This window comes from Pseudomonas sp. IT-P44 (genome assembly GCF_949768225.1).
GTDB classification, from domain to species: domain Bacteria; phylum Pseudomonadota; class Gammaproteobacteria; order Pseudomonadales; family Pseudomonadaceae; genus Aquipseudomonas; species Aquipseudomonas migulae.
This window is the reverse complement of the sequence record NZ_CATKQM010000090.1, coordinates 1-24,916: the sequence shown is the minus strand read 5'-3', so window position 1 is coordinate 24,916 and position 24,916 is coordinate 1. Positions and strand designations below refer to the sequence as shown.

Sequence of the window (24,916 nt, the reverse complement as noted above, 5' to 3'; positions counted from 1 at the left end):
ACAGAATTTCTGAACAAACACCGTAACTGTAGGAGCCAGGCTTGCCGGCGAAGGCGGTGTATCAGACAGACCGCGGCGTGCCGATCGTCGGAACGCCGCCCGCAGCAAGCCGGCTCCTACAAGAGTCAGGCGCGCGCCTCGACGGTTACCCAATACCGCGTAAAGCGCTTCACCTTCACCGGCAAGCTGATTTCCAGCAGATCCAGAATCCGCTCGCTGTCGTCCAGTGGATAAGTCCCGGAGATCAACAAGTCCGCAACTTTCGCATCGCAGTTCAACTGCCCGCGACGATAGCGGCCAAGTTCCTCAAGGAAATCCCCGAGGCGCATGTGCGCAGCCACCAGCATGCCGTCGGCCCAGGCGCCGCTGTTGGCGTCCAGAGGCACAGGGTTGCCGATTCCGCGAGCATCAAAACTCAACTGCCGGGCGCTTTGCAGTACCCAGGGTGAACCTCCATCTGGCGTCAATTCGACATGGCCTTCAAACACCGCGACCTGAGTGCGATCCGCAAACTGCCGAACGTTCAGGCGCGCCCCTTCTGTTTTCAACAAGCCTTGCGCCGTGCGCACTTGAAACGCATTGGACGTCGTCAGCAGCATCTCGCCTTCAAGCAAACGGATCAGCCGTTGCTGACCCTCGACCTGCACATCCGCCGAACTCGCGGTGTTGAGTTGCAATTGGCTGCCGTCTGCGAGCGCGATCTTGCGCCGCTGGCCAATGGGGCTGCGGTAGTCAGCCAGCAACGGTGGCAGCAAGTTGCGCTCGCGCATGCCCCAGGTGGCGGCCGAACCGGCACCAAGAATCAGCAACAACTTCAGCGCCTGACGCCGGCTGCTGGACGTCGGTGCATTCAGGGCCGCATGCGCCAGCGGCGAAGACAAACCACGCAGGCGCTGGTTGACCCGCTGAATATGCTCCCACGCCCGTTGATGCTCGCTGTGCGCATCGAGCCATTGCTGCCAGGCGTTTTGCTGGCGCGGGCTCAACGGCCCTTGCTGCATTTTCATCAACCACTGCACCGCCTGCTCGGCGACTTGCGGTGAAAAATCCGGGGTGCCGTTCATAGGGCGAAGTAGCAGCGCATCGCCGCTTTATTCAGGTGCCGCTTGACCGTGGCGATGGAAATCCCCAGCTCGGCGGCGATCTGTGGGTACGTCAGGCCATCGACCTGGGCCAGCAGAAATGCGCGCTTGACCAGGCGCGGCAAACCGTCGAGCAACTGGTCCAGTTCCATCAGGGTTTGCAGGATGATCGCCCGTTCTTCTTCCGACGGCGCGAACCTTTCCGGCATCTGCGCCAGGGCGTCGAGGTAGGCGCGCTCCAGATCCTGACGGCGGTAATGATTGAACAGCACGCGTTTGGCGAGGGTGGTAAGGAACGCTCGCGGCTCGATGATCTGCGGCGTGTCTCGCGCGGTCAGCACCCGCATGAACGTGTCCTGGGCCAGGTCCGCCGCGCTGTCCGGGCAGCCGAGCTTGCGCCGCAACCAACCGTTGAGCCAGTTGTGATGGGCGTGATAAAGGACTTCGACGGTGTGGGCTGACTGCAACGGTAACTCCGAGCGCGGTTTAATGCGTTAGAGAACAAGAATTGTTCGCATTGTAGGGGCGCAAACCCGCTCCGGCAATCGGCGCTGATCGTATCTCTTTTGCGTATGAGAATATTTATCATTAATATTGCGACCCTGGCCTCGTGATTTTCCCCTGGCCTCACCGGTTTCAAGGTCGAAACATGAAAGTAATCCCCGTGTCCTACCGATTGGCCGTCACTTCCCGGGTGCTGGCCGCCGTGCTGGGCGGCTACATCGTTGCGGCGCTGGCCAGTGTCAGCCTGACGCTGTGGGTGCCCATGGCCCGCGCTGATGCCGTGGTGACCGGGATGATGACCTCGTTTCTGGCCTACCTCGGCGCAGTGATCTGGTGCTTCGCCTGCCGCAGCGCATGGCGGGCCTGGCTCGGGTTGATCGTGCCAAGCCTGGTGTTGGCGGCGATTTCGGGCCTCGCGTACTGGATGGGCCGCTCATGAAAGAGGGCTTTCGTCAGGCCATGGCCTGGTTGCACACCTGGTCCGGGTTGATCTTCGGCTGGTTGCTGTTTGCGATTTTTCTCACCGGCACACTCGCGTATTTCAAGGACGAGATCAGCCACTGGATGCAGCCGGAAATCCCTGCGCGTTCGGTGACCTCCGAAGCCAGCCTGACCGTGGCGCAAAACTACCTTCAGCAACACGCCCCGGGAGCCTCGCGCTGGCTCATCGACCTGCCCGATGCCCGCGAACCCGGCCTGTCGATGCGCTGGCAGCAGACCCCGGCCAAACGTGGCGAACGCGGCCAGTTCACAGAAAAACTCCTCGACCCGCAAACCGGCGCCGAAGTGCAGGGCCGGGCAACCACCGGCGGCGAGTTTTTCTACCGTTTCCACTTTCAGCTGCAAATGCCGTATCCGTGGGGCCGCTGGTTGTCGACCATCGCCGCCATGGTGATGTTCGTCGCGCTGATCAGCGGGATCATCACCCACAAGAAAATCTTCAAGGACTTCTTCACCTTCCGCCCGCGCAAGGGCCAGCGTTCCTGGCTCGACGGGCACAATGCGGTGGGTGTGCTGGTGCTGCCGTTTCACCTGATGATCACCTACAGCAGCCTGGTGATTTTCATGTCGATGGTGATGCCGGCGAGCATTCTTGCCGCGTACAACGGTGATGCGCGGGCGTTTTACGATGAGGTGTTCCCGGCTTCCACGGCTCCGGAGCGTGCGGACAAACCGGCGCAGTTGGCGCCGCTGGCACCGCTGCTGGAAAAGGCGCGCGAGCAGTGGTCGGGAGGGCGCGTCGGGCGGCTGACGGTGAACAATCCGGGCGACGCGAATGCCTCGGTGGTGCTCGTGCGTGATGGCGCGGACCGTGTAGTTCACGACTTCGGCAGCGCGGTGACCTTCAACGGCGTGACCGGGCAACTGCTCGGCACGACCCCGGAGCAATCGCTGCCGAGGGCAATTGCCGGCAGTTTCTATGGTTTGCACATGGGCCATTTCGCCGGCCCGGTGCTGCGCTGGTTGTACTTCATTTGCGGGTTGGCCGGCACGGCGATGATCGGCACCGGGCTGGTGATCTGGCTCGGCAAGCGTCAGCTCAAACACGCGAAAAGCGCTGTGATGCCGTTCGAATTGCGACTGGTGGAAGTGCTGAACATTGCCAGCATGTCCGGTTTGATGGTGGCGGTGGCGGCGTTCTTTTGGGCCAATCGGGTGTTGCCGGTCGACATGGCCGGACGTGCGGATTGGGAGGTGAACAGCTTCTTCATCGTCTGGGGTTTGAGTGTGCTGCATGCCATGGTCCGCCGGGGCCGCCCGGCGTGGATCGAGCAATTGGCACTGGTGGCATTGCTGTTTGGCGCGATGCCGCTGCTGAACGCCATGACCACGCCGTATCACTTGGGCGTGACGCTGGCGCAGGGCGATTGGGCGATGGCCGGTTTCGATCTGACGTGCCTGGGCAGCGGTGTGTTTTTCGCCTGGGCTGCGTGGAAAATGCAGCGTTCGGGACAGGCCAGGATCGTCATCCGGCAGCGTGCACAACCGATTACCCTTGAGCGAGAGGCGAACTGAATGTTGCTGTCGCTGTTGCTCTGTTACGGCGGTTTCACCGCACTGTGTTTATCGATGGACCGACATCACGCCGAGCTGTTGGGCGGTAAACCGACGGCCCATCGTCGCCGGTTGTTGAAACTGGGTGGCTGGCTGTTACTGATCTTGTCTCTGTGGGCGGCGGTGTCTTCGACCGGCTGGGGGCTTGGCCTGGTGGAATGGTGTGCGGTGTTGATGCTCAGCGCGTTGCTGCTGGTGCTGTTGATGCCGTATCGCCCGCGCCTGGCGCTGTCGATGGCTGCTTTGAGCCTGCTCGTCAGCCCCGTTGCCGCGTTTGCGCAGTACTGACCCGATGATGACTAGCCCTCCGGATTCCCATGACGACGAACCTCGCGGAGCACGTGCGCATTTCCTGCAAGTGTTCCTGTCCCAGCGTTCGCAGATGGAAGCGCTGGTGAACCGTCGCGTCGGCTGTCGGGCAACGGCGGCGGACCTGGTGCAGGATTTGTTTTTGCGCTTCTGGCGCCGGCCGCTGGTGCAGGTCGAAGAGCTCAGCACCTACCTGTTGCGTTGCGCCGGCAACATTGCCATCGACCACTTGCGCAGCGAAGGCACGCGGGTGCGGGTCACTGAAGGCTGGCAACCGGATCAACCGGACAGCCACGGCAGCGAGCCGCAAGCGGCGCTGGAGGCCGGCAACGATTTGCGCCATGTCGAAGCGGCGTTGCGTGCGTTGCCCGAGCGCACGCGGCAGATCTTTTTGCTCAATCGCATCCATGGCCGCAAATACGCCGAGATCGCCAAGGCCATGGGTTTGTCCCAAAGCGCCGTGGAAAAACATATGATGCGCGCCCTCGAAGCCTGCAAGGCCAGCCTGCGGGACCCCGAACCGCGCACGCCAGGGAAAGCACCGTGAATCACATCGAACGCGTCACCCCGACGCCCGCTCAGGAACAGGCCGCTTTCGCCTGGCTGAGTCTGCTGCATGACCAGCCGAGCAGCGGTGATCAGGCTACTTTCAGCCATTGGCTGCAGGCCGATCCCGCGCATGCCGAGGCCTATGCCCAGGCGCAAGTGGTGTGGGAATTGAGCGAAGGCCCGGCGCGGACGCTGGCCAACGAAGACGCGTTTGCCTTGCAGGGTTACCTCAACGCGATGAATCGCTCGCGGCGCAGCAGCGTTCGGCGCTGGTCCGGAGCGCTGGCAATGGCTGCGTGCCTGTTGTTGATGGTCAGCCTCGGTTCAGGCTGGCAGCCGATGCGCTGGGTGGATGATCTGGGTGCTGACTATGTGTCGGCGCCGGGGGAAGTTCGCACCGTCACGCTGGCGGATCAATCGCAGGTCACGCTGGATGCCGACAGCGCCATCGCGGTGGATTTCAGTCGCGGTGAGCGTCACGTGCAGTTGCGTCGCGGCGCTGGTTTTTTCAGCGTGACGCACACCGGCGAGCCGTTTGTGGTTGAGGCTGAAAAGGGCCAGGCGCGGGTGCTGGGGACGCAGTTTGAAGTGCGTTTGCAACCTCACGGCGCGCAAGTGACGGTGTTGTCCGGCCGGGTTGGCGTGACGGCGGACAAGCATGCCGAGCAGCAGATTCTGACCGCCGGCCAGCAAGTGGCTTACGGCGAAGGCACGGCGGAAAAACTGCATGCCGTGGACAGCGAAGCGCAGCTGGCGTGGCGTCAGGGTTGGCTCAATTACTACAAGGCGCCACTGGCCGACGTGGTGCAGGATCTGCGGCGTTACTACCCGGGGCGGATTGTGCTGCTCAACGATGAGCTGGCGGCGCGGCGGGTCAGTGGCAGTTTCCCGAGCAAGGATCCGCAGGCGGTGTTGAGTTCGTTGCAGGGGGTGATGGGGTTTGAGCAGCAGGCTGTGGGGCATTTGATTATTTTGCGTTGAGGCGTCCGGCCTCATCGCCGGCAAGCCGGCTCCTACAGGTTTCACGATCCCTGTAGGAGCGAGGCTTGCCCGCGAAGGCGTCAAATCAAACACCCCATCACTCAAATTAAAATATTTTCAAAATGATGGTGAGGTAAACCCAAGCCCCATCCGTGTAGTGACTGAAACTGCGAGTCATTCGCATCCGTAGTGGTTCTACACAGGTCATGAGCAATGAAGTCCAGGGCAAAATCGGGTTCGGTCAAACAGTGGTTGGGTGCTTCGGCGCTCGTTGTTTCGGCATCAGGCATTTCGGCATTGGCATTGCTGCCGTTGAGCGTGGCATTGGCCGCTGAAGCGGGCACGACGCAGCAGCGCACGCAGTTCAGCTTCGCGATGGCCGCCAAACCGCTGCCCCAGGCCCTGAGCGACTTCAGCCGGATCACCGGCATCAGCGTGGTCTACACCGATGAAGCGCCATACGGCATGACCGCGCCAGCGGTCAGCGGGCAGATGAGCGCCGAACAGGCGATCCAGCGTTTGCTCAGCGGTTCGGGTTTGACCTTCCGTCGTACCGATGCGCACACCATGGCGCTGGAACCGCAGCCCACCGAAGGCGCCTTGAACCTCGGCGCCACCACCATCACCTCGGTGATGGATCAATCCATGAGCTACCAGCCGCCGCCGACCAGTTCGGTGATGCGCTCTTCGGCCTTGCTCCAGGAAATCCCCCAGACCGTCAACGTCATCCCGGCCCAGGTCATTCGCGATCAGGCGCCGCGCAACCTCGACGACGCGCTGGCCAACGTCAGCGGCATCACCCAGGGCAACACGCTGGGCAGCACCCAGGATTCGGTGATGACCCGCGGCTTTGGCGACAACCGCAACGGTTCGATCATGCGCGACGGCATGCCGGTGGTGCAGGGCCGTGGCCTCAACGCCACGGTCGATCGGGTCGAAGTGCTCAAGGGTCCGGCCTCATTGCTCTACGGCATCCAGGACCCGGGCGGCGTGGTCAACATGGTCAGCAAGAAACCTGAACTGGAACAGTACAACGCGTTGACCGTGCGTGGCTCGACGTACGGCGACGGCAAAAACGGCAGCGGCGGCAGCTTCGACAGCACTGGCGCGCTCGGTGATTCCGGGCTGGCCTACCGCATGGTGCTCGACCACGAAGACGAAGATTACTGGCGCAACTTCGGCACCCACCGCGAAACTCTGGTGGCGCCGTCCCTGGCTTGGTTCGGTGAAAGCACCAAGCTGTTGTTCGCCTACGAACACCGTGAATTCCTGACGCCGTTCGACCGTGGCACGCTGATCGACCCACGCGACAACCATCCGCTGGACATCTCCCGCGAGCGTCGTCTGGACGAGCCGTTCAACAACATGGAAGGGCGCTCGGACCTCTATCACTTCGAGGCCGACCACGAACTCAACGACAACTGGAAAGCGCACTTTGGCTACAGCTGGAACCGTGAAACCTACGACGCCAGCCAAGTGCGCGTTACCGCCATCGACACCAAGAAAGGCACGCTGACCCGCAGCATGGACGGCACGCAAAACGCGATCAGCACCGACCGCTTCACCACGGCCAGCCTCGAAGGCAAAGTGAATGCGCTGGGCATGCAACATGACCTGGTGTTCGGCGTCGATGACGAGTACCGCAAGATCTACCGCGAAGACCTGATCCGCCAGAAAAGCCTGACCACCTTCAGTTACCTCAACCCGGTCTATGGCCGTGAAGTCGCCGGCACCACCGTCAGCCCGGCGGACAGCGCGCAGACCGATCTGCTGCGCAGCGATTCGCTGTTTCTGCAGGACTCGATCCACCTCACTGACCAGTGGATTCTGGTGGCCGGCGGCCGTTTCCAGGAGTACGACCAGTACGCCGGCAAAGGCGTGCCGTTCAAGGCCAACACCGACAGCAACGGGCAAAAATGGGTGCCGCGTGCCGGCCTTGTCTACAAGTACACCGACGCGTTGTCGTTCTACGGCAGCTACACCGAATCGTTCAAGCCCAACTCGACCATCGCTCCTTTGAGCGGCAGCAGCACCGTGCTCGACGGCAGCATCGCGCCGGAAGAAGCCAAGTCCTGGGAAGTCGGCGCGAAGCTGGATATTCCGGGGCGTGTGACGGGTAACGTTGCCCTGTTCGACATCAAGAAACGCAACGTGCTGGTGGCCAATGCCGAAGGTCCGGTGACCCTTTACAGCGCCGCCGGCGAAGTGCGTTCCCGTGGTCTGGAAGTGGACCTGAGCGGTCAGCTCAGCGATCGCTGGAGCATGATCGGCAGCTATGCCTACACCGATGCCGAAGTCACCGAAGACCCGGACTACAAAGGCAAAAAACTGCAAAACGTGGCGAAGAACACCGGCTCGCTGTCGGCGGTCTATGACTTCGGCACCATTGTTGGTGGCGATCAATTGCGGGTCGGCGCGGGCGCGCGGTATGTCGGTGAGCGGGCGGGTAACGCGGTGAACGATTTTGATCTGCCGAGCTACACCGTGGCCGATGCATTCGCCACCTACGACACCAAGGTCGAGGGGCAGAAGGTCAAGTTCCAGCTCAACGTGAAAAACCTGTTTGACCGCACTTACTACACCTCGGCGGCGAGCCGGTTCTTTGTGTCGATGGGGGATTCGCGGCAGGTTTCGTTGTCCAGCACCTTGGAATTCTGATCACAGACCGCGTTATCGTTCTTCGCGGGCAAGCCTCGCTCCTACAGGTTCGGCGCCGTTCTTGTAGGAGCGAGGCTTGCCCGCGAAGGCGGCTTCCGGGTCAGCGCAAAAACGCCTGCCGATACTCGCCAGGCGTCCCACCGAGAACCTGCCGAAACCGATTGGTGAAATGACTCGCACTGGCAAACCCGCACGCCAATGCAATCTCCCCCAACGGCTGCGATGTCGAACGCAACAACTCCCGCGCCCGGCTCAGTCGCCTTGCCAACACATACTGATGCGGCGGCAAGCCAAAGCTCTCCCGGAACATCCGCGCAAAGTGATACTCCGACAGCGCACACAACCCCGCCAACTGCCCGAGGCTGATGGCTTCGGCCAACTGATTGTCGATGAACTCGACCAGCTGCCGCCGCTGGTGCGCCGCCAATCCGCCCTTGAGCCGCAAGCCGTCGCGCATGCCGACCTGGCCGAGCAACACGTGGCTGAGCATTTCATGGGCCAGGCTGCTGGTCAGCAGGCGTTCGCCGGGTTCATTCCAGTTGAGCGTGAGCATCTGGCGAAAGCGCCGGGCTTGCTGCGGGTCGTCGAGAAAAGTCCCTTCGCGCAACTGCAATTCGCGAGGTTCGCGGTCCAGCAGCGTGACGCAACCGAGGGCGAACTGTTCCGGGCTGAAATACAGATGGGCCAGGCGAATGTCGCCATTGATCACCCAGCCTGACTGATGGTCGGCCGGCAGAATGCACAGTTTGTCCGGACCGCCCTTGGTGCCGGGCTGATCGCGGCGAAAAGTGCCGGTGCCGCCCGCGATGTAACAGGACAAGGTGTGATGGCTCGGCGCTTCGTAGTCCTGGGCGTCGTGATGGTTGCTCCACAAGGCTGCAGCCATGCCGTCACCGAGCTCGGCGCTGTGCTCGAGGCGAGCATTGGGCGAGCGGTTGAGGGCTTGAAAGACTTGCAGTGATTCCAGTGCGGGCATGAGCGGTTCTCTCCAACGCCTTGCATCCTACTCCGTAGACGTTGGCCTGCCAGCCTCTGCACCGACAAAAGCGCAAGTTTATGCAAGTGCGAAAAAGTTTGGCGCAGGACACTGGGCACCTATTGAGGAGCCTTCGCCATGAACCTTTCGCTGTATTTGCTGACCGTGCTGATCTGGGGCACCACCTGGATTGCCTTGAAATGGCAACTGGGCGTGGTGGCCATTCCGGTGTCGATCGTCTACCGCTTCGGCCTCGCCGCGCTGGTGCTGTTCGTGATGCTGTTGCTCAGCCGCAAGCTGCAAGTGATGAACCGTCGCGGACACCTGATCTGCCTGGCGCAGGGCCTGTGCCTGTTTTGCATCAACTTCATGTGCTTCCTGACGGCCAGCCAATGGATCCCCAGTGGCCTGGTTGCCGTGGTGTTTTCCACTGCCACGTTGTGGAATGCCCTGAATGCGCGGGTGTTCTTCGGCCAGAGAATCGCCCGCAATGTCCTGTTGGGTGGCGCGCTCGGCTTGTTCGGGCTGGGTTTGCTGTTCTGGCCGGAGCTGGCCGGCCACACGGCCAGCCCGGAAACCTTGCTGGGCCTGGGCCTGGCCTTGTTGGGCACGCTGTGCTTCTCGGCGGGCAACATGCTGTCTAGCCTGCAACAGAAGGCCGGGCTCAAGCCGCTGACAACCAATGCCTGGGGCATGGCTTATGGCGCGGCGATGCTGTCGGTGTGGTGCCTGGTCAAAGGCATTCCGTTCGAGATGGAATGGAATGCGCGTTACATCGGCTCGCTGCTGTACCTGGTCATTCCGGGTTCGGTGATCGGCTTCACCGCCTACCTGACGCTGGTCGGGCGCATGGGCCCGGAGCGCGCAGCCTATTGCACGGTGCTGTTCCCGGTGGTGGCGCTCAACGTCTCGGCGTTTGCCGAAGGCTACCAATGGACCGCGCCGGCGCTGATGGGCCTGGTGTTGGTGATGTTGGGCAACGTGCTGGTGTTCCGCAAACCCAAGGCACCGATGGTGCAGGGGAGCGGCAAGCTGGCTTGAAGATGTTGCGGATCGGGTGCGTGTGCACTCAGCGCTCGATCCGGATGGCCACATAGATCATTAGCGGCATGATGAAATCAACAATATGTCGAGCCCAGTCTTTATAGTTCCACTGTTGTGATTCATCCATATTGAACCATTCGACACCCACCACCTGAAAACACACGTAGTAGATAAATACGGCAATCAGTAAGCCAACCAGTGCATATTTCTTTGCCTCGTGAAACTTTTTGGCGCTGGTGTTTATATTCTTGAATAGTTGGTAAGTGCCCATCATGCAAAAGGCGGTGAAGAGGACTTCAAGTGTAATGATCAGCCAGTAAACCCTGTGATGGGCCATGGGGGAGGTAATGGCGCGATAACTGTACTTCTCGCCCTCGCGCGTGGTGTCCATACTGAGGATGTGGGCGATGTATTCGTAGTTGGAAGGGTAGTCGGTGAAGTTGCTAAACAACATTAAAAAACCAAAGAAGCTTATAAATAGCATCAATGTGGCTTTGCTGATTCTAATTGTTTGCTCGGTCGTCAAGTGGTTCAAGGTAATAGTTCTCCAGAACGGGTTCCCGTCAGGGCGGGTAAGTAAGGAGAGTCTATAGCGAAGTGTATTTGTTGAGGGGTGGACTAAATTGCAAATTGTGTATTGGTTGTTTTGTGGTTTGTGAAACTTAGTTGTAAACGGGCAGGCGCTTTAATCGCCTGCCCGTTTTTTTCAGCCTTTCCAGACTTGCGGGTTCACCAGGTCCTGCGGTCGTTCACCCAATAAGGCGCTGCGCAGGTTGGCCAAGGCGCGATTGGCCATCGCTTCACGGGTTTCATGGGTGGCGGAGCCGATGTGTGGCAAAGTCACTGCGTTTTTCAGTTGGAACAGTGGCGATTCGGCCAGCGGTTCTTTCTCGTAGACATCCAGCCCGGCGCCACGGATCTGGTTGTTTTGCAGCGCTTCGATCAGCGCGGGCTCGTCCACCACCGGGCCGCGGGCGATGTTGATCAGAATCGCGTCCGACTTCATCAGCGCCAGTTCACGGCGGCTGATCAGGTGTTTGGTCTTTTCGCTGAGCGGCACCACCAGGCAAACGAAATCGGCTTCAGCCAGCAACTCATCGAGGCTGCGGAACTGCGCACCGAGCTCTTGCTCAAGTGCAGTTTTGCGGCTGTTGCCACTGTAGATAATCGGCATGTTGAAACCGAGCCGACCGCGCCGGGCGATGGCGGCGCCGATGTTACCCATGCCGACGATGCCCAGGGTCTTGCCATAGACATCGGTGCCGAACAGCGGGGCGCCGACGGTGGCTTGCCATTGACCGGCCTTGGTCCAGGCATCGAGTTCGGCGACGCGGCGGGCGCTGCTCATGATCAGAGAGAAGGCCAGGTCGGCGGTGCTTTCGGTCAGCACATCCGGCGTGTTGGTCAGCATGATCCCGCGTTCGTTGAAGTACGCGACGTCGTAGTTGTCGTAGCCCACCGAGACGCTGGACACCACCTCCAGGCTGCTCGCGTTCTCCAGTTGTGCGCGACCGAGCTTGCGACCCACGCCAATCAAACCGTGGGCATGGGGCAGGGCCTCGTTGAATTGGGCGTTGATGTCGCCTTTTTTCGGGTCAGGCACGATGACGTCGAAATCCTGCTGGAGGCGTTCGATCATGGCGGGAGTGACGCGGCTGAAAGCGAGGACGGTCTTTTTCATGGGAGGCGGGCTCGTCGGGCATGGAGAATGCCAAGCACGCTAACATTCTTCCGCGCTTTTGTGCGAGTGCCCGGATGGTTCGGATGCACGCATTCCCCCCTGTTGGATGGGTGATGCGCAAAAGGTACTTCGTACACGAATTTGTAGGAGCCGGCTCGCTGGCGATCCAGGCACCTCGGTCTGCCTGATGCACCGCGTCGCATGGATCGCCAGCAAGCCGGCTCCTACAGGTGATGGGTGATGCGCAAAAGGTGCTTCGTACGCAAATTTGTAGGAGCCGGCTTGCTGGCGATCCAGGCACCTCGGTCTGTCTGATGCACCGCGTCGTATGGATCGCCAGCAAGCCGGCTCCTACAGATTGGGGGTGCCTAATCCTGCGGGTCGATGTTATCCAGCGCGCGGTTGACGGCCAGTTCGCCCAGCATGATGACTTGTTGAATGCCCAGCAGGGTGTTGCGGTGGGGACCGTCCAGAAATCCGGCGAGGTCGCTGGCCATGACGCTGGCCGAGGCGAGGGATTCGCTGGCGTGGACCAAGAGGGTTTCGGTGTTGATGTCGGGGACGACGGTGAATAGATGGCTGGGGGTGTGGGGCGGGATCAAGGCTTTCAGGGTGAATGAGTTTTGGGGGGCGGTGATTTCCGCATCTGGCGGATTGGGTGTTGGTTTGATCATGGTCAAGCTCCTTATGTTATGGAACTGCCACTTTCTCGGTTTCCAGGCGAATGGGTGGCAGCTGAGCGTGGGCTGGAAACGCAAGGTAAGGAGCTAAACCCTTGGCAGACCCGAAGGTCTCCCACGCACAGCCGCCATAACGCAGAACTGCAGGCAAAAAAGCGCCGCAGTATGTCATGGGGAGTACTGATTAGCTCTAATTCGTCAGGTTTCCAGGCCCGGTCGCTGATTCGTCAGCGACGCCCAAAGCCTACCCATCTCGCTTCCCACCCGACAACCGACAGAACACGTCGGAAACATCCTAGGACACCACGCCCTTTGTGGGAGCGGGCTTGCTCGCGAAGGCGGCGTGTCATTCAGCTCAGATGTTGGCTGACACATCGCCTTCGCGAGCAAGCCCGCTCCCACAAGGGGGATCAGTTTGCCAATCTTGCCCCACCCAGGCTCCCGCTCAACTCATACGCCGCCAGTTCCGCCTGATGCGCTGCCAATATCTCCGGCAACGACCCGCGCAAATACTCGACCCAGGTTTTGATCTTCGCATCCAGATACTGCCGCGACGGATAGATCGCATACAGATTCAGTTCCTGCGAGCGGTAGTTCGGCATCACCCGCACCAGCGTGCCGTTGCGCAAGCCTTCGATCGCCGCATACACCGGCAACACGCCGACGCCCATGCCGCTGATGATCGCGGTTTTCATCGCATCGGCGGAGTTCACCAGAAACGGCGAGCTGTTGATGGTGACCATTTCCTGGCCTTCCGGACCGTCGAAATTCCATTTCTCCAGCGGAATCACCGGGCTCACCAGGCGCAGGCACGCATGGTTCAGCAAGTCGCTGGGCTTGTGTGCGCAGCCGTTGGCTTTCACGTAGGCCGGGGAGGCGCAAACGATGCTGTAGGTGATGCCCAGGCGCTGGGAGACGAAGCCCGAGTCCGGCAGTTCGCTGGCAAGGACGATGGACACGTCGTAGCCCTCGTCGAGCAAGTCCGGCACGCGGTTGGCCATGGTCAGGTCGAAGGTCACGTCGGGATGGGTCTTGCGATAGCGGGCAATGGCGTCGATCACGAAGTGCTGACCGATGCCGGTCATGGTGTGCACCTTGAGTTGCCCGGCCGGGCGCGCGTGGGCATCGCTGGCCTCGGCTTCGGCCTCTTCGACGTACGCCAGGATCTGCTCGCAGCGCAACAGATAGCGCTTGCCGGCCTCGGTCAGGGCGATGCGACGAGTGGTGCGGTTGAGCAGGCGGGTTTGCAGGTGGGCTTCCAGGTTGGAGACCGCGCGCGAGACGTTGGCCGTGGTGGTGTCGAGTTGCACGGCGGCGGCGGTGAAGCTGCCGGCCTCGGCCACGTAGCTGAAGGCGCGCATGTTTTGCAAAGTGTCCATGGGGTGCTCTCGGGTGCGATGGCAAATTGTGACACGAAGTTTCAGAGTCTGAGACCCCGACCAAGGGATTATCGCGTTAACGGTAACAAAGATTCACAGGAATCCCAGCTTATCGCCATCAAACCCGCCCCCTAGAATTGCGCCGTTCCTTGTAGGAGCGAAGCTTGCTCGCGAAGAACGATAACGCGGTTTAACAGATGGACCGCGTTATCGTTCTTCGCGAGCAAGCTTCGCTCCTACGGGATCCAGTCCACTTTCTCAGGAAATCGCCGCAGTGCCGCGTCGCATCAGCAGAGCGCTTCAGTCGCTCAGTGTTTTGGCTTTAACCCTGGCAATCAGCGGCTGCATCGGAACCGCAGGTATTGCCCCGCAGGGCAAGGCACTGGAGGCCAATTCACTGGCCACCGACGACGCCATCCAGAGCGCCGCGCAGGACGCTCACTGGCCCACCGCGCAATGGTGGCAAGCCTACGGTGATCCGCAACTGAACCGCTGGATCGACCTTGCGCTGCAAGGCAGCCCGACCATGGCCATGGCGGCAGCGCGGGTGCGTCAGGCCAAATCCATGGCGGGCATCGCCGAGTCTGCCGAGTCGCTGCAGATCAATGGCGGGTCCACCCTCAAGCGCCACAACTGGCCCACCGATCAGTTCTACGGGCCGGGCGAGCTGGCCAATGCGACGACGTGGGACAACAACGCCGCGCTGGGCTTCAGCTACGCCCTCGACCTCTGGGGCCGTGAAAGCAACGCCACCGAGCGCGCCGTCGACATGGCGCACATGAGCGCCGCCGAAGCGCGTCTGGCCCAGCTCGAACTGCAGAACAACATCGTTCGCGCCTACATCGAACTGTCGCTGCATTACGCGCAACGGGACATCGTCGCCGCGACCCTGCAACAACAGCAGCAAATTCTCGACCTCGCCCAGAAACGCCTGAGCGGCGGTATCGGCACCCACTTCGAAGTCAGCCAGGCCGAAACGCCGCTGCCGGAAACCCACCGCCAGCTCGACGCGCTGGACGAAGAAATCGCCCTCAGCCGCAATCAGCTTGCCGCACTCGCAGGCAAAGGCCCGGGCGACGGCGCGCAGTTGCAGCGACCCACGCTGGCATTGGGCACTGCGCTGAAACTGCCATCGTCGCTGCCGGCGCAATTGCTCGGCCAGCGTCCCGATGTGGTCGCCAGCCGCTGGCAAGTGGCGGCTCAGGCGCGGGGCATCGATGTGGCTCACGCGGGTTTCTATCCCAACGTCGATCTGGTCGGCAGCCTCGGCTACATGGCCACCGGCGGCGGTGCGCTGGAGTTCTTGACCGGCAAGAAACTCAACTACAGCGTCGGCCCGGCGATCTCGTTGCCGATCTTTGACGGTGGCCGATTGCGCGCCGAGTTGGGGGAAGCCTCGGCCGGTTACGACATCGCCGTGGCCAAGTACAACCAGACGCTGGTCAATGCGCTGAAAAACATCTCCGACCAGTTGATCCGCCGCGAGTCCATGGACAAGCAGCAAACCTTCGCCGCCGAATCCGTGGCCACCGCGCAGAAGACTTACGACATCGCGATGATCGCTTATCAACGCGGGCTCACCGATTACCTCAACGTGCTCAATGCCCAGACCTTGCTGTTCAAACAGCAGCAGGTTCAGCAACAGGTTCAGGCTGCGCGGCTCAGTGCGCACGCCGAGTTGGTGACGGCGCTCGGAGGCGGGCTTGGTGCGGGTAACGACGTGCCGAATGCTGAGAAAACCCAACCCCCGAAAACCCCGGTTCTATTGCGTTGAACACAAAACCCTGTGGGAGCGGGCTTGCTCGCGAAAGCGGTGTGTCAGGCGACATCAGCATTGACTGACACACCGCATTCGCGAGCAAGCCCGCTCCCACAGGGACCGAGTCTTCGCCGCACAATCTTCGACCAATAAGCAGGATTTCATGACTCCCTTGCCCGCACCGCTGCGCTGGCTGTATTCCCTTGAATGGCGCCGGGGTTTTTTCGACTGGGCACGCAGCGACGGCGTGACCTGGGTCTACATTTTCAAGGTGTTGTTCGCCGCGTTCCTGACCCTGTGGCTGGCCATGCGTCTGGAATTGCCGCAACCGCGCACGGCGATGATCACCGTGTTCATCGTCATGCAGCCGCAAAGCGGCCAGGTGTTCGCCAAGAGTTTTTATCGCTTCCTTGGCACGCTGACCGGGTCGGCGGTGATGGTCGCGCTGATTGCCTTGTTCGCACAGAACACCGAGTTGTTCCTCGGTTCGCTGGCGATCTGGGTCGGCATCTGCTCGGCCGGTGCGGCGCGTTCTCGCAACTTCCGCGCCTACGGATTTGTGCTGGCCGGGTACACCGCCGCGATGGTCGGCTTACCGGCCCTGGCGCACCCGGAGGGCGCGTTCATGGCGGCGGTCTGGCGCGTGCTGGAAATCTCGCTGGGGATTCTCTGCGCCACGCTGGTCAGCGCTGCGATCCTGCCGCAAACCGCCAGCGCGGCGATGCGCAACGCCTTGTATCAACGCTTTGGTGTGTTCGCCTTGTTCGTCACCGATGGCTTGCGCGGGCGCAGCAAACGGGATGCTTTTGAAGCGAGCAACGTGCGCTTCATCGCCGAGGCGGTCGGCCTGGAAGGGCTGCGCAGCGTCACCGTGTTCGAAGACCCGCACATGCGTCGGCGCAACGGTCGACTCAGTCGCTTGAACAGCGAGTTCATGGGCATCACCACACGGTTCAATGCCCTGCACCAACTGCTCGAACGCTTGCGCAGCAGTGACGCCGATCATGTGGTCGCGGCAATCAAGCCGGGCTTGCAGGACCTCGCGGAAGTGCTCGACGGTTTCAGTGGTCGCGCGTTGACCAGCCCTGACGCCGCACGCTTGGTGATTGCGCTGAGCGCCTACAAGGAAGCGCTGCCGGCGCGTGTACGCAGCCTGCGCGCGACGTTTCAGGAGAGCGAGCCAAGCGACGCCGAGCAACTCGATTTTCATACCGCGTATGAGTTGCTCTATCGCTTCGTCGACGACCTGCACGGTTATGCACAAACCCACGCGTCCCTGGCTGATCACAGTCATGAACGGGAGCAGTGGGACGAGCCTTTCACCCCGCAAACCAACTGGATGGCGTCCGCCGCTTCGGGGATTCGCGCGGCGTTCATTCTCGTGGTGTTGGGCAGTTATTGGGTCGCCACCGCGTGGCCGAGCGGGGCGATGATGACCCTGATTGCCGCCGCCACCGTGGGCCTTTCGGCGGCCACGCCGAACCCGAAACGCATGGCGTTCCAGATGGCCTGCGGCACATTCCTGGGTGCGCTGATCGGCTTCGTCGAGATGTTTTTCATCTTCCCGTGGATCGATGGTTTTCCGTTGCTGTGCGTGATGCTCGCGCCGGTGATCGTGCTCGGTTCGTTCCTGACCTCGCGCCCGCAATACGCCGGTGTCGGCCTCGGTTTGCTGATCTTTTTCAGCACCGGTTCGGTGCCGGACAACCTCACCATCTACAACCCTTACACCTTCATCAACGACTACATCGCCATGGTGCTCGGCATGCTGGTGTGCGCCGCTGCGGGGGCGATCATCCTGCCGCCGAACAGCCGTTGGTTATGGCGCCGGTTGGAGCAGGATCTGCGCGGGCAAGTGGTGTATGCGATCAGCGGCAAACTGAAGGGCCTGGCGTCGAGTTTCGAAAGCCGCACGCGGGACTTGCTGCATCAGGCTTATGGCCTCGCCGCCGGTCAGCCGCAGGTGCAACGGGACTTGCTGCGCTGGATGTTCGTGGTGCTGGAAGTCGGTCACGCGATCATCGAGTTGCGCAAGGAACAGGCGATTCTGCCGGTGCACCCGGCGTACGCCGAATCGCAGCCGTGGCGCCAGGCTATCCGCGTGATGGGCCGTTCGCTGGTGCGGCTGTTTCTGCAACCGGGCCAGAGCAATCTACAGCGCTGCCTGATCGCGGTGGACCATGCGATCAGCCGTGTGCAAGCCACCGACGAGCCCTTCGCGCCGCACTTCGACACCTCGGCGTTGCGCCGGGTGAAGAGCTACCTGCATTTCATCCGCACCTCATTGCTCGACCCGCAATCACCGCTTGCCGCCTACGCAATGACCACGCCCCAAGGACTTGAACATGCCTCGTGAAATCGCCTTCCACGGCGTGTACATGCCGACCATGACGCTGATGTTTTTCATCGCCGCGGTGCTGGCCTGGGCGCTGGACAGGTTCCTGTCCGGGTTCGATCTGTACCGTTTTTTCTGGCACCCGGCGTTGCTGCGCCTGAGTTTGTTTACCTGTCTGTTTGGTGCTTTGGCGCTGACTGTCTACCACTGACTCTCTATCTCTGAAGAAGGCTCTGATGAAAAAGCTTTTCAGCCTGCTCGCCACTCTGCTGGTGCTGGCCCTCGCGCTATGGATTGGCCGAACCCTGTGGGTGCATTACATGAACACGCCGTGGACCCGCGACGGCCGGGTGCGCGCCGACATCATCAACGTCGCCGCCGACGTCACCGGTGAAGTGGTGGAAGTGCCGGTGCGCGACAACCAACAGGTGAAGAAGGGCGATCTGCTGATGCGCATCGACCCCGAGCACTACCGCATCGCGGTCAAGCAGGCGCAGGCACTGGTGGCTTCACGCAAGTCGACGTGGGAGATGCGCAAGGTCAACGCCCATCGCCGCGCCGACATGGATGCCTTGGTGATCTCCAGGGAAAACCGCGACGACGCCAGCAATATCGCAGACTCGGCCCTCGCCGATTACCAGCACGCGCAAGCGCAACTGGAAGCCGCCGAACTGAACCTCAAACGCACCGAAGTGCGCGCGGCGGTGGACGGTTACGTGACCAACCTCAACGTGCATCGCGGCGACTACGCACGCATCGGCGAAGCGAAAATGGCCGTGGTCGATATGAACTCGTTCTGGGTCTATGGCTTCTTCGAAGAAACCAAACTGCCGCACGTGCGGGTGGGCGATAAGGCCGACATGCAACTGATGAGCGGCGAAGTGCTCAAGGGGCATGTGGAAAGTATTTCTCGCGGGATCTACGACCGCGATAACCCGGAAAGCCGCGAGCTGATTGCGGACGTGAACCCGACCTTCAACTGGGTGCGCCTGGCGCAGCGGGTGCCGGTGCGGATTCACATTGATGAAGTGCCGGAAGGGGTGTTGTTGGCGGCGGGGATTACGTGCACGGTGGTGGTTAACCAATAGTTAGACCGAGTTGCCTGAATCGCCAGCAAGCCGGCTCCTACAAATAGGTGTCGTACACACATTTTTGTGTTCGGCGCAAACCTGTAGGAGCCGGCTTGCTGGCGATTCAGGCGCCTCGGTCTTACAGCTCACTCCTTGCAAAACGTCTCATGCAAATGCCGCCAAACCACCTTTCCACCGGCCTGCTTCTCAAACACCACCGTCGAACGCCGGTCCGTCTGCTGGCCGGTCGCATCGGTCTGCTGCTCGCGATAACTCACGGTCGCACCGTTGTCGGACAGCGCAATGCCACGCAACTCGCTGAGCTCAATCCTGAACCCGAGCTTCTTCCCGCCCGCCATCCGGAACAACTCGCCAAGCGCGTCGAAATCCAGCACGCGGCCCAACGGCGAGACCATGGAAAACTGCGGTGAAAAACGGGCGAGCAATTGTTCAAGTTCGGTGACGTTACGTTCTTCGGCCAGCCATTGCTCGATGGCGACGTGGGCCTGGATCACTTCGTCAAAGTATTCGGTGTAGTCGGTCATGTTACTTCCTGAAAATTTTGCAGAGTCTGATCTGACGCTTTCGCGGGCAAGCCTCGCTCCTACAAGGCTCGCGCAAAACCTGTAGGAGCGAGGCTCGCCCGCGAAGAACGATAACGCGGTCTCAAAGCTGCCCACTCAACCCGAACCGCTTCATCAACCCCGACTCCAGCAACCCTTTGGGCAACAGCCCCGCCAACAACGGCAACGCCCGGCTGCCATTGCCCAAACGAATCAGGCGCGGCGGTTTGTCCTGCTGCACAGCCTTGAGCAAACCGGCGGCAAACTCACTGGCCGGCGTCGGGTTGTCCTGGGACGCCTTGGCCCGTGCACGAATGCCTTCGCGCAGCGGAAACCACGGTGACTGTTCGCTGATCAACTGCTCCGCCTCGGCCCCGGCATTCTTGGCAAAACTGGACGCGATGGCGCCCGGTTGCACCTCCATCACTCGCACACCGAACGGCGCCAGCTCCATGCGCAACGCATCGCTCAAGGCGTGCACTGCGGCTTTCGAGGCGCAGTAAGCACCGGCAAATGGCGTGACCAGAACCCCGGAAACGCTGCCGATATTCACCACTATCCCTTTGGCCCGGCGCAGCACCGGGAAGAGTGCGCGCGTCACACCGACAATCGCAAACACATTGGTTTCGAACTGCCGCTGCATGGCCGGCACACCGCCGTCCAGCAGCGGCCCCATGGCGCCATAACCGGCGTTGTTGATCAACACATCGAGGCCGCCATGTTGCTGGTTGATCTGTCCGGCCAACGCTTCAAGTGCCACGCCATCGTTGACGTCCAGTTGCACGGCGGTGAAACCGGCCGCCGTCAACGCGGCAACGTCTTCAGCCTTGCGGGCGCTGGCCCAGACTTTATAACCGGCACCTTTAAAGGCATCCGCCAGAGCGCGGCCAATGCCGCTGGAACAACCGGTAATCAACGCAACGGGCATGGCGCGGTCCTTGTGCAAAGGGAAGAGTGGGGGTCAGTCGGAGAAACTACCCTGCAAACGCTCGGCACGAAACTCCAGGGTTTGCGGGCGATAACCGGGACGCAGCGGTGGCATGGGCAGGCAATCTTCCCAGTTCGCCCCGGCCTGCAGTTCGCCTGGGCCGCGATAACGCGGTGCGGCGTATTGATTGTCGGCGAGGTTGACCGTATCGCCCGGCGCGTAGGCAGCGACGCGCCAGCGCAGTTCGGTCAGCGGCACGTCGTTGCCGTTGTTCATCTTCAATAACAACGGGCGATCCGCCGGGCAGTGCTCCGGCGCGTAAGTGATGCGCAACTCAAGGCGCGCCAATTGCTTGACCTCGCGATTGTCCAGCCAGACCACCCAGGTGGCCACCAGCCCCAGTCCGATGGCGGCCGCCACTGAAACGGGCAGGGCCTTGGACGGGTAGCGCAGCAACAGGATCAGCCAGGTGATGACCAACAGGACGCCGATGAACATGTCGCACAACCTCGCAGGAGAGAGGCTCATCCTACCTAAGGGCGGGTGTGCTTGGCGATGGGCGTGGTGAGGGCGACCGTTTGTCGAGCCTGTAATTTGTGACAGTAGCCATGCATGGGTTTTCAGCATTAGCTGGTGCAAATCGACATGAAGACGCCTGATGCAGCCTCAGCTGGCTTTCCTGCACCGCGACACCCCAAGCATGACGGTCGTTGAACCGCGGGGGCTGGCTGTGCGTTCGGTGGATTATTACCGTGCCGCGCAGGGTGAAGTCGCCGAAGCTCGGGTCCATCGTACGGTTCATGACCCGGCGGGGCGGGCGATTGCGCAATGGGATCCGCGGTTGTTAGAGGCTTCGGCACCGGCCAACCTCAGCAGCATCCTGTCACTGTCCGACACTGCGTTGAGTACCGTCAGTGTCGATGCCGGCTTGTGCGTGAATCTTTTCGGCGAGGCAGATCAACCGGTTCAATCCTGGGACGGCCGGGGTTCGCAACGTTGGATGCACTATGACAATCAACTGCGCCTGACCGCGCTGTTCGAGCAAACCGCGGGGGGCGAAGCGGTTTGCGCAGAGCGTCTGACTTATGCCGCGAACGATCCCGTTTCCGTCGATCACAACCAGTGCGGCCAATTGATCCGGCATGACGACCGGGCAGGCACGCAGCTGTTCCCGACGTTTGGATTGACCGGCGGGTTGCTTGAGCAGACTCGACGCTTTCTACATGCGTTGGCATCCCCCGATTGGCCCGAGTCCGTGGACGAGCGCGATACCTGGCTGGAACCGGGATCTGGCGCGACCACTCGCTCACGCTTCAACCCACTGGGCGAGGCTGTTGAACAGACCGACGCCCAAGGCAACCGTCAGCTTTTCAGCCACACCGTCGCCGGCCAGTTGCGCGAGGTGCGCCTGCAACTGCGCAGCGACACCACGCCAAAAACGCTGGTCAGCACCATCCAGTACAACGCCCATGGCCAGACCGAACGGGAAGTGGCGGGCAACGGCGTGATCACCACGCTCGAATACGCCCCGGAAGACGCTCGCCTGATTCGCTTGCACGCCAGGCGCGGCAACGACGTCCTGCAAGATTCCCATTATGAATACAACCCAACGGGCAACGTGCTGCGCATTGAAGACGCCGCCATACCGATTCGCTACTTCGCCAACCAGCGTATCGACCCGGTCTACCGATTTGTCTATGACAGCCTCAAACAGTTGATCCGTGCGACGGGCTGGGAGGGCGGCGGCGCGAACAGAGGCCCACAGTTTTCGGCCTTCGACGATCCCGCGCCACGGGGCAATTACTGCCAGAGCTATTACTACGATCGGGGCGGCAACCTGTTGGAACTTATCCACGAGGGGCCGCAAGACCATGGACATAGTTTGGTCGCCGCGCCCTTCAGCAACCGTTGCCTGCCAGTGGTCGAGGACGTGGAACCCGGCGAAGAGGATTTTCGCCGGGACTTCGACGCCAACGGCAATCTGCTGACGCTGCAACCGGGACAAACCTTGAGTTGGGACCTGCGTAACCAGTTGTGCGAAGTGCAACTGGTAAAACGAAACGGCGCCCAGAACGACAGTGAGGGTTACAGCTACGGAGCCGACGGCATGCGCGTGCGCAAAGTTCGCTCGACGCAGACCAATGCTCGAACGGTTTTGGTTGAAGTGCGTTATTTGCCAAACCTGGAAATGCGTACCCACAGCGGCACCGGCGAAGTGCTGCATGTGATCAACGTCCAGGCCGGGCGCAGCAGCGTGCGGGTGTTGCATTGGGAAACGGCGCCGCCGAAGGACAGCGCCAATGATCAATATCGGTTTTGCCTGAATGATCATTTGGGGTCCTGCACCCTGGAACTCGACAGTGACGGTGAAGTGGTCAGCCAGGAGCGTTATCACCCGTTCGGGACTACCGCCTGGTTTGCCGGGAGGTGGGAGGTTGAGGCGAGTCGTAAAACGGTTCGGTATTCGGGGAAAGAGCGGGATGCGACGGGGCTTTATTATTATGGGTTGCGGTATTACGTGGCGTGGTTGCAGCGGTGGTTGAGTCCGGATCCGGCGGGAATTATCGATGGGCTTAATCAATTTTGTTTTGTCGGAAACAATCCGTTGAACTTCATTGATCATTCCGGACTAACCCGACGTCGCGCGGACCAGGCTTATTTGGATATGCAGCAAGGCGAGTTTTGGGGGGCGTGGCTGGGCAAGGTGGAGAGACGAGGCCGTGAGTTGGGGGGATTGGAAATGATGCAGAAAATCAGTGCGGATAATTTGATAGAAGCTAGAAACATTCCCTTGGAACCTAGCGAGAGGGCATTCCTTAATAATTTTGTGGAAGCAGGTAAGGATAGCTGCATAGTTCACTTTACGGGAAACGAAATCCCTCAGGATAAGAAGGGGAATGTTGTATTAAGGTCGCGTAAAAGCTTGCAGAAAAAAGGAATTAAATTTAATCAGGGCAACAGCAAGCCGAGTGATATTGATGATGTGGGTGGTGTCGATTTTGTATATTTTTCACTTGATGTTGCTCCTGATGCAAAGGTTAAAAGTAGATTTGGAGGGCATCGATATCAAATGAAGCTGGTTGACGCAAATAAATCACACTACGTTCAGTATGCTCATGTGCAGTTGAACGACATTCATGGTTATGAATCACGTCAGACAAATCATTATCCGGACTATTTCTCTGAAGCTGACGTTGAAATACTTAAAAAACAAGAGGTGGCCAAAGATCCTACCGAAATGATGTCTAGTCCGGAGCATGCCATCGAATTGCTGGGGCGTAGAATCATTCGCGACGTGAGACTGCTAAGTCCTGCCACTCAGGAGAAAGTCATGTCATTAAGGGAGGGGGGTGAGCTGGGTGAAGTTCTTAATACATTCTATAGGCCGCAATTTGCTGTTCCCAAAAAAATGGTAATGAATAAAACAGATTTCGATCATAAATATATTGGTGAGTAAACTGGGGTTTAGGTGAAATTACGCATGTGGGGAGGCGAATCTGTTGTAATGCAAATCGACTTTTTATCGCGCCGACAGTCGCGGCTGTAACTTTTGACAGTAGCCAAGTATGGGTTTTAAGCATTAGCTGATCGTCATTCTTCGAGATGAATTGTCATGGATACCCAAGTAACGGCCATGCACCGCCATACCCCAAAGCTGACTGCCATCGATCCCCGCAGTCTGGCCGTTCGCTCGGTGGATTATTACCGTGCCTATTCGGGCGATATGGCAGAGACGCGGGGCGATTACACGACCCATGACCCAGCGGGAAGGGCAGTTGTGCAGTGCGATCCGCGCCTGTTTCAGGATGCCTCGGCGCCGGCCAATCTGGTTACGACTCATGGGCTCTCCGGCACGGCCTTGTGCACCCTCAGTGTCGATGCCGGACTGCGCGTGAGTTTGTTCGGCGAGGCGGGGCAACCGGTTCAATCCTGGGATGGCCGGGGTTCGCAACGTTGGATGCACTACGACAATCAGCTGCGATTGACGGCGCTGTTCGAGCAGGCGTTGGAGGGCGAAGCGGCTTGCGCAGAGCATCTGAGTTATGCGGCCAACGCTCCGGCTTTCGCCGATCACAACCAGTGCGGCCAACTGATCAGCCACACAGACCTTGCCGGTGTTCTGCTGTTCAACGACTACGGATTGACCGGTACGCTACTCGAGCAACAGCGGCGTCTCGATGACATCGCGCAGTCTTTTTTAACGCACTCACGCTTCAACCCACCGGGTGACCTGCTCTCCCGAACCGATGCCCAAGGCAACGAACAACGCTTCAGCCAGACCGTGGCCGGTCAGTTGCGCGCCGTGGATTTGCGTCTGAGCCACACGCCCCAGCACCTGCCGATGGTCAGCGCCATCACCTAC

The 24,916-nt window shown here is 60.5% G+C and carries 22 protein-coding genes and 1 pseudogene; 13 read left to right on the top strand and 10 right to left on the bottom strand.

The window, feature by feature from the left end; translation table 11 throughout:
- Window positions 1–125: 125 nt before the first annotated feature.
- Window positions 126–1,064: a FecR domain-containing protein gene (locus ACM6IO_RS28055; protein WP_414912626.1), complete on the bottom strand. Its 939-nt coding sequence runs from the start codon at window positions 1,062–1,064 to the stop codon at window positions 126–128.
- Window positions 1,061–1,549 (bottom strand): sigma-70 family RNA polymerase sigma factor, encoded by a 489-nt coding sequence (locus ACM6IO_RS28050; protein ID WP_414912625.1) that lies wholly within the window; start codon window positions 1,547–1,549, stop codon window positions 1,061–1,063. The genes ACM6IO_RS28055 and ACM6IO_RS28050 overlap by 4 nt, the downstream gene beginning before the upstream one ends.
- 182 nt (window positions 1,550–1,731) lie before the next feature.
- Here ACM6IO_RS28050 and ACM6IO_RS28045 point away from each other — a divergent pair, with 182 nt between their 5' ends.
- From ACM6IO_RS28045 to ACM6IO_RS28020, 6 genes are all read left to right on the top strand, one after another.
- Window positions 1,732–2,025: a DUF3649 domain-containing protein gene (locus tag ACM6IO_RS28045; RefSeq protein ID WP_192227765.1), complete on the top strand. Its 294-nt coding sequence runs from the start codon at window positions 1,732–1,734 to the stop codon at window positions 2,023–2,025.
- Window positions 2,022–3,602: a PepSY-associated TM helix domain-containing protein gene (locus tag ACM6IO_RS28040; RefSeq protein WP_414912624.1), complete on the top strand. Its 1,581-nt coding sequence runs from the start codon at window positions 2,022–2,024 to the stop codon at window positions 3,600–3,602. The genes ACM6IO_RS28045 and ACM6IO_RS28040 overlap by 4 nt, the downstream gene beginning before the upstream one ends.
- On the top strand, window positions 3,603–3,929 hold the full coding sequence (locus ACM6IO_RS28035; RefSeq protein WP_008041804.1) for a DUF3325 domain-containing protein: 327 nt from the start codon (window positions 3,603–3,605) through the stop codon (window positions 3,927–3,929).
- Window positions 3,930–3,933: 4 nt separating this feature from the next.
- Window positions 3,934–4,497, top strand: a complete 564-nt coding sequence (locus ACM6IO_RS28030; protein ID WP_008041802.1) for an RNA polymerase sigma factor — start codon at window positions 3,934–3,936, stop codon at window positions 4,495–4,497.
- Window positions 4,494–5,480 carry a FecR family protein gene (locus ACM6IO_RS28025; RefSeq protein WP_414912623.1) on the top strand — a complete coding sequence of 329 codons (987 nt, stop codon included), beginning with the start codon at window positions 4,494–4,496 and terminating at the stop codon, window positions 5,478–5,480. Before ACM6IO_RS28030 ends, ACM6IO_RS28025 begins: the two co-directional genes overlap by 4 nt.
- A gap of 213 nt (window positions 5,481–5,693) precedes the next feature.
- Entirely contained in the window at window positions 5,694–8,138 is a 2,445-nt protein-coding gene (locus ACM6IO_RS28020; RefSeq protein ID WP_414912622.1) for a TonB-dependent siderophore receptor, read from the top strand.
- A gap of 100 nt (window positions 8,139–8,238) precedes the next feature.
- On the opposite strand, the gene ACM6IO_RS28015 is transcribed toward ACM6IO_RS28020, so the two are convergent.
- Window positions 8,239–9,114 (bottom strand): helix-turn-helix domain-containing protein, encoded by an 876-nt coding sequence (locus ACM6IO_RS28015; RefSeq protein ID WP_207285247.1) that lies wholly within the window; start codon window positions 9,112–9,114, stop codon window positions 8,239–8,241.
- A gap of 138 nt (window positions 9,115–9,252) precedes the next feature.
- Between ACM6IO_RS28015 and ACM6IO_RS28010 the strand changes: the two genes are divergently transcribed.
- The gene (locus tag ACM6IO_RS28010; RefSeq protein ID WP_223434757.1) at window positions 9,253–10,155 is read left to right on the top strand and encodes a DMT family transporter; all 903 of its coding nucleotides are present in this window, start codon (window positions 9,253–9,255) and stop codon (window positions 10,153–10,155) included.
- 28 nt (window positions 10,156–10,183) lie between these two features.
- On the opposite strand, the gene ACM6IO_RS28005 is transcribed toward ACM6IO_RS28010, so the two are convergent.
- From ACM6IO_RS28005 to ACM6IO_RS27990, 4 genes are all read right to left on the bottom strand, one after another.
- On the bottom strand, window positions 10,184–10,693 hold the full coding sequence (locus ACM6IO_RS28005; protein WP_008041790.1) for a DUF2165 family protein: 510 nt from the start codon (window positions 10,691–10,693) through the stop codon (window positions 10,184–10,186).
- 171 nt (window positions 10,694–10,864) lie between these two features.
- Entirely contained in the window at window positions 10,865–11,839 is a 975-nt protein-coding gene (locus ACM6IO_RS28000) for a 2-hydroxyacid dehydrogenase (protein WP_008041788.1), read from the bottom strand.
- A 368-nt stretch (window positions 11,840–12,207) separates the two neighbouring features.
- Window positions 12,208–12,513 (bottom strand): DUF6124 family protein, encoded by a 306-nt coding sequence (locus tag ACM6IO_RS27995; RefSeq protein ID WP_414912621.1) that lies wholly within the window; start codon window positions 12,511–12,513, stop codon window positions 12,208–12,210.
- A gap of 416 nt (window positions 12,514–12,929) precedes the next feature.
- On the bottom strand, window positions 12,930–13,898 hold the full coding sequence (locus ACM6IO_RS27990; RefSeq protein ID WP_008025343.1) for a LysR family transcriptional regulator: 969 nt from the start codon (window positions 13,896–13,898) through the stop codon (window positions 12,930–12,932).
- Window positions 13,899–14,172: 274 nt separating this feature from the next.
- On the opposite strand from ACM6IO_RS27990, the gene ACM6IO_RS27985 reads away from it, so the two are divergent.
- The 4 genes from ACM6IO_RS27985 to ACM6IO_RS27970 all read left to right on the top strand — a co-directional run bounded on the left by ACM6IO_RS27985 (window position 14,173) and on the right by ACM6IO_RS27970 (window position 19,080).
- On the top strand, window positions 14,173–15,672 hold the full coding sequence (locus ACM6IO_RS27985; protein WP_414912620.1) for an efflux transporter outer membrane subunit: 1,500 nt from the start codon (window positions 14,173–14,175) through the stop codon (window positions 15,670–15,672).
- Between the two features lie 148 nt (window positions 15,673–15,820).
- Window positions 15,821–18,013 (top strand): FUSC family protein, encoded by a 2,193-nt coding sequence (locus ACM6IO_RS27980; protein WP_008025346.1) that lies wholly within the window; start codon window positions 15,821–15,823, stop codon window positions 18,011–18,013.
- Complete coding sequence (locus ACM6IO_RS27975; protein ID WP_008025348.1) at window positions 18,003–18,203, top strand: DUF1656 domain-containing protein; 201 nt, start codon at window positions 18,003–18,005, stop codon at window positions 18,201–18,203. The genes ACM6IO_RS27980 and ACM6IO_RS27975 overlap by 11 nt, the downstream gene beginning before the upstream one ends.
- A gap of 25 nt (window positions 18,204–18,228) precedes the next feature.
- Window positions 18,229–19,080, top strand: coding sequence for an HlyD family secretion protein (locus tag ACM6IO_RS27970; protein ID WP_253401803.1), 852 nt, complete (start codon window positions 18,229–18,231; stop codon window positions 19,078–19,080).
- 128 nt (window positions 19,081–19,208) lie between these two features.
- Here the strand turns inward: ACM6IO_RS27970 and ACM6IO_RS27965 are convergent, their stop codons facing one another.
- The 3 genes from ACM6IO_RS27965 to ACM6IO_RS27955 form a co-directional block, all read right to left on the bottom strand.
- A complete protein-coding gene (locus tag ACM6IO_RS27965; protein ID WP_207285239.1) occupies window positions 19,209–19,607 on the bottom strand; it encodes a DUF4440 domain-containing protein in 399 nt (132 codons plus the stop codon).
- 121 nt (window positions 19,608–19,728) lie between these two features.
- Entirely contained in the window at window positions 19,729–20,553 is an 825-nt protein-coding gene (locus ACM6IO_RS27960; protein WP_008044485.1) for an SDR family oxidoreductase, read from the bottom strand.
- Between the two features lie 33 nt (window positions 20,554–20,586).
- A complete protein-coding gene (locus ACM6IO_RS27955; protein WP_008044486.1) occupies window positions 20,587–21,051 on the bottom strand; it encodes a hypothetical protein in 465 nt (154 codons plus the stop codon).
- A 160-nt stretch (window positions 21,052–21,211) separates the two neighbouring features.
- Here ACM6IO_RS27955 and ACM6IO_RS27950 point away from each other — a divergent pair, with 160 nt between their 5' ends.
- Both ACM6IO_RS27950 and ACM6IO_RS27945 read left to right on the top strand, forming a co-directional pair.
- Entirely contained in the window at window positions 21,212–24,010 is a 2,799-nt protein-coding gene (locus tag ACM6IO_RS27950) for an RHS repeat domain-containing protein (protein ID WP_414912619.1), read from the top strand.
- Between the two features lie 156 nt (window positions 24,011–24,166).
- Window positions 24,167–24,916, top strand: a pseudogene (locus ACM6IO_RS27945) (toxin); the annotation flags it as partial.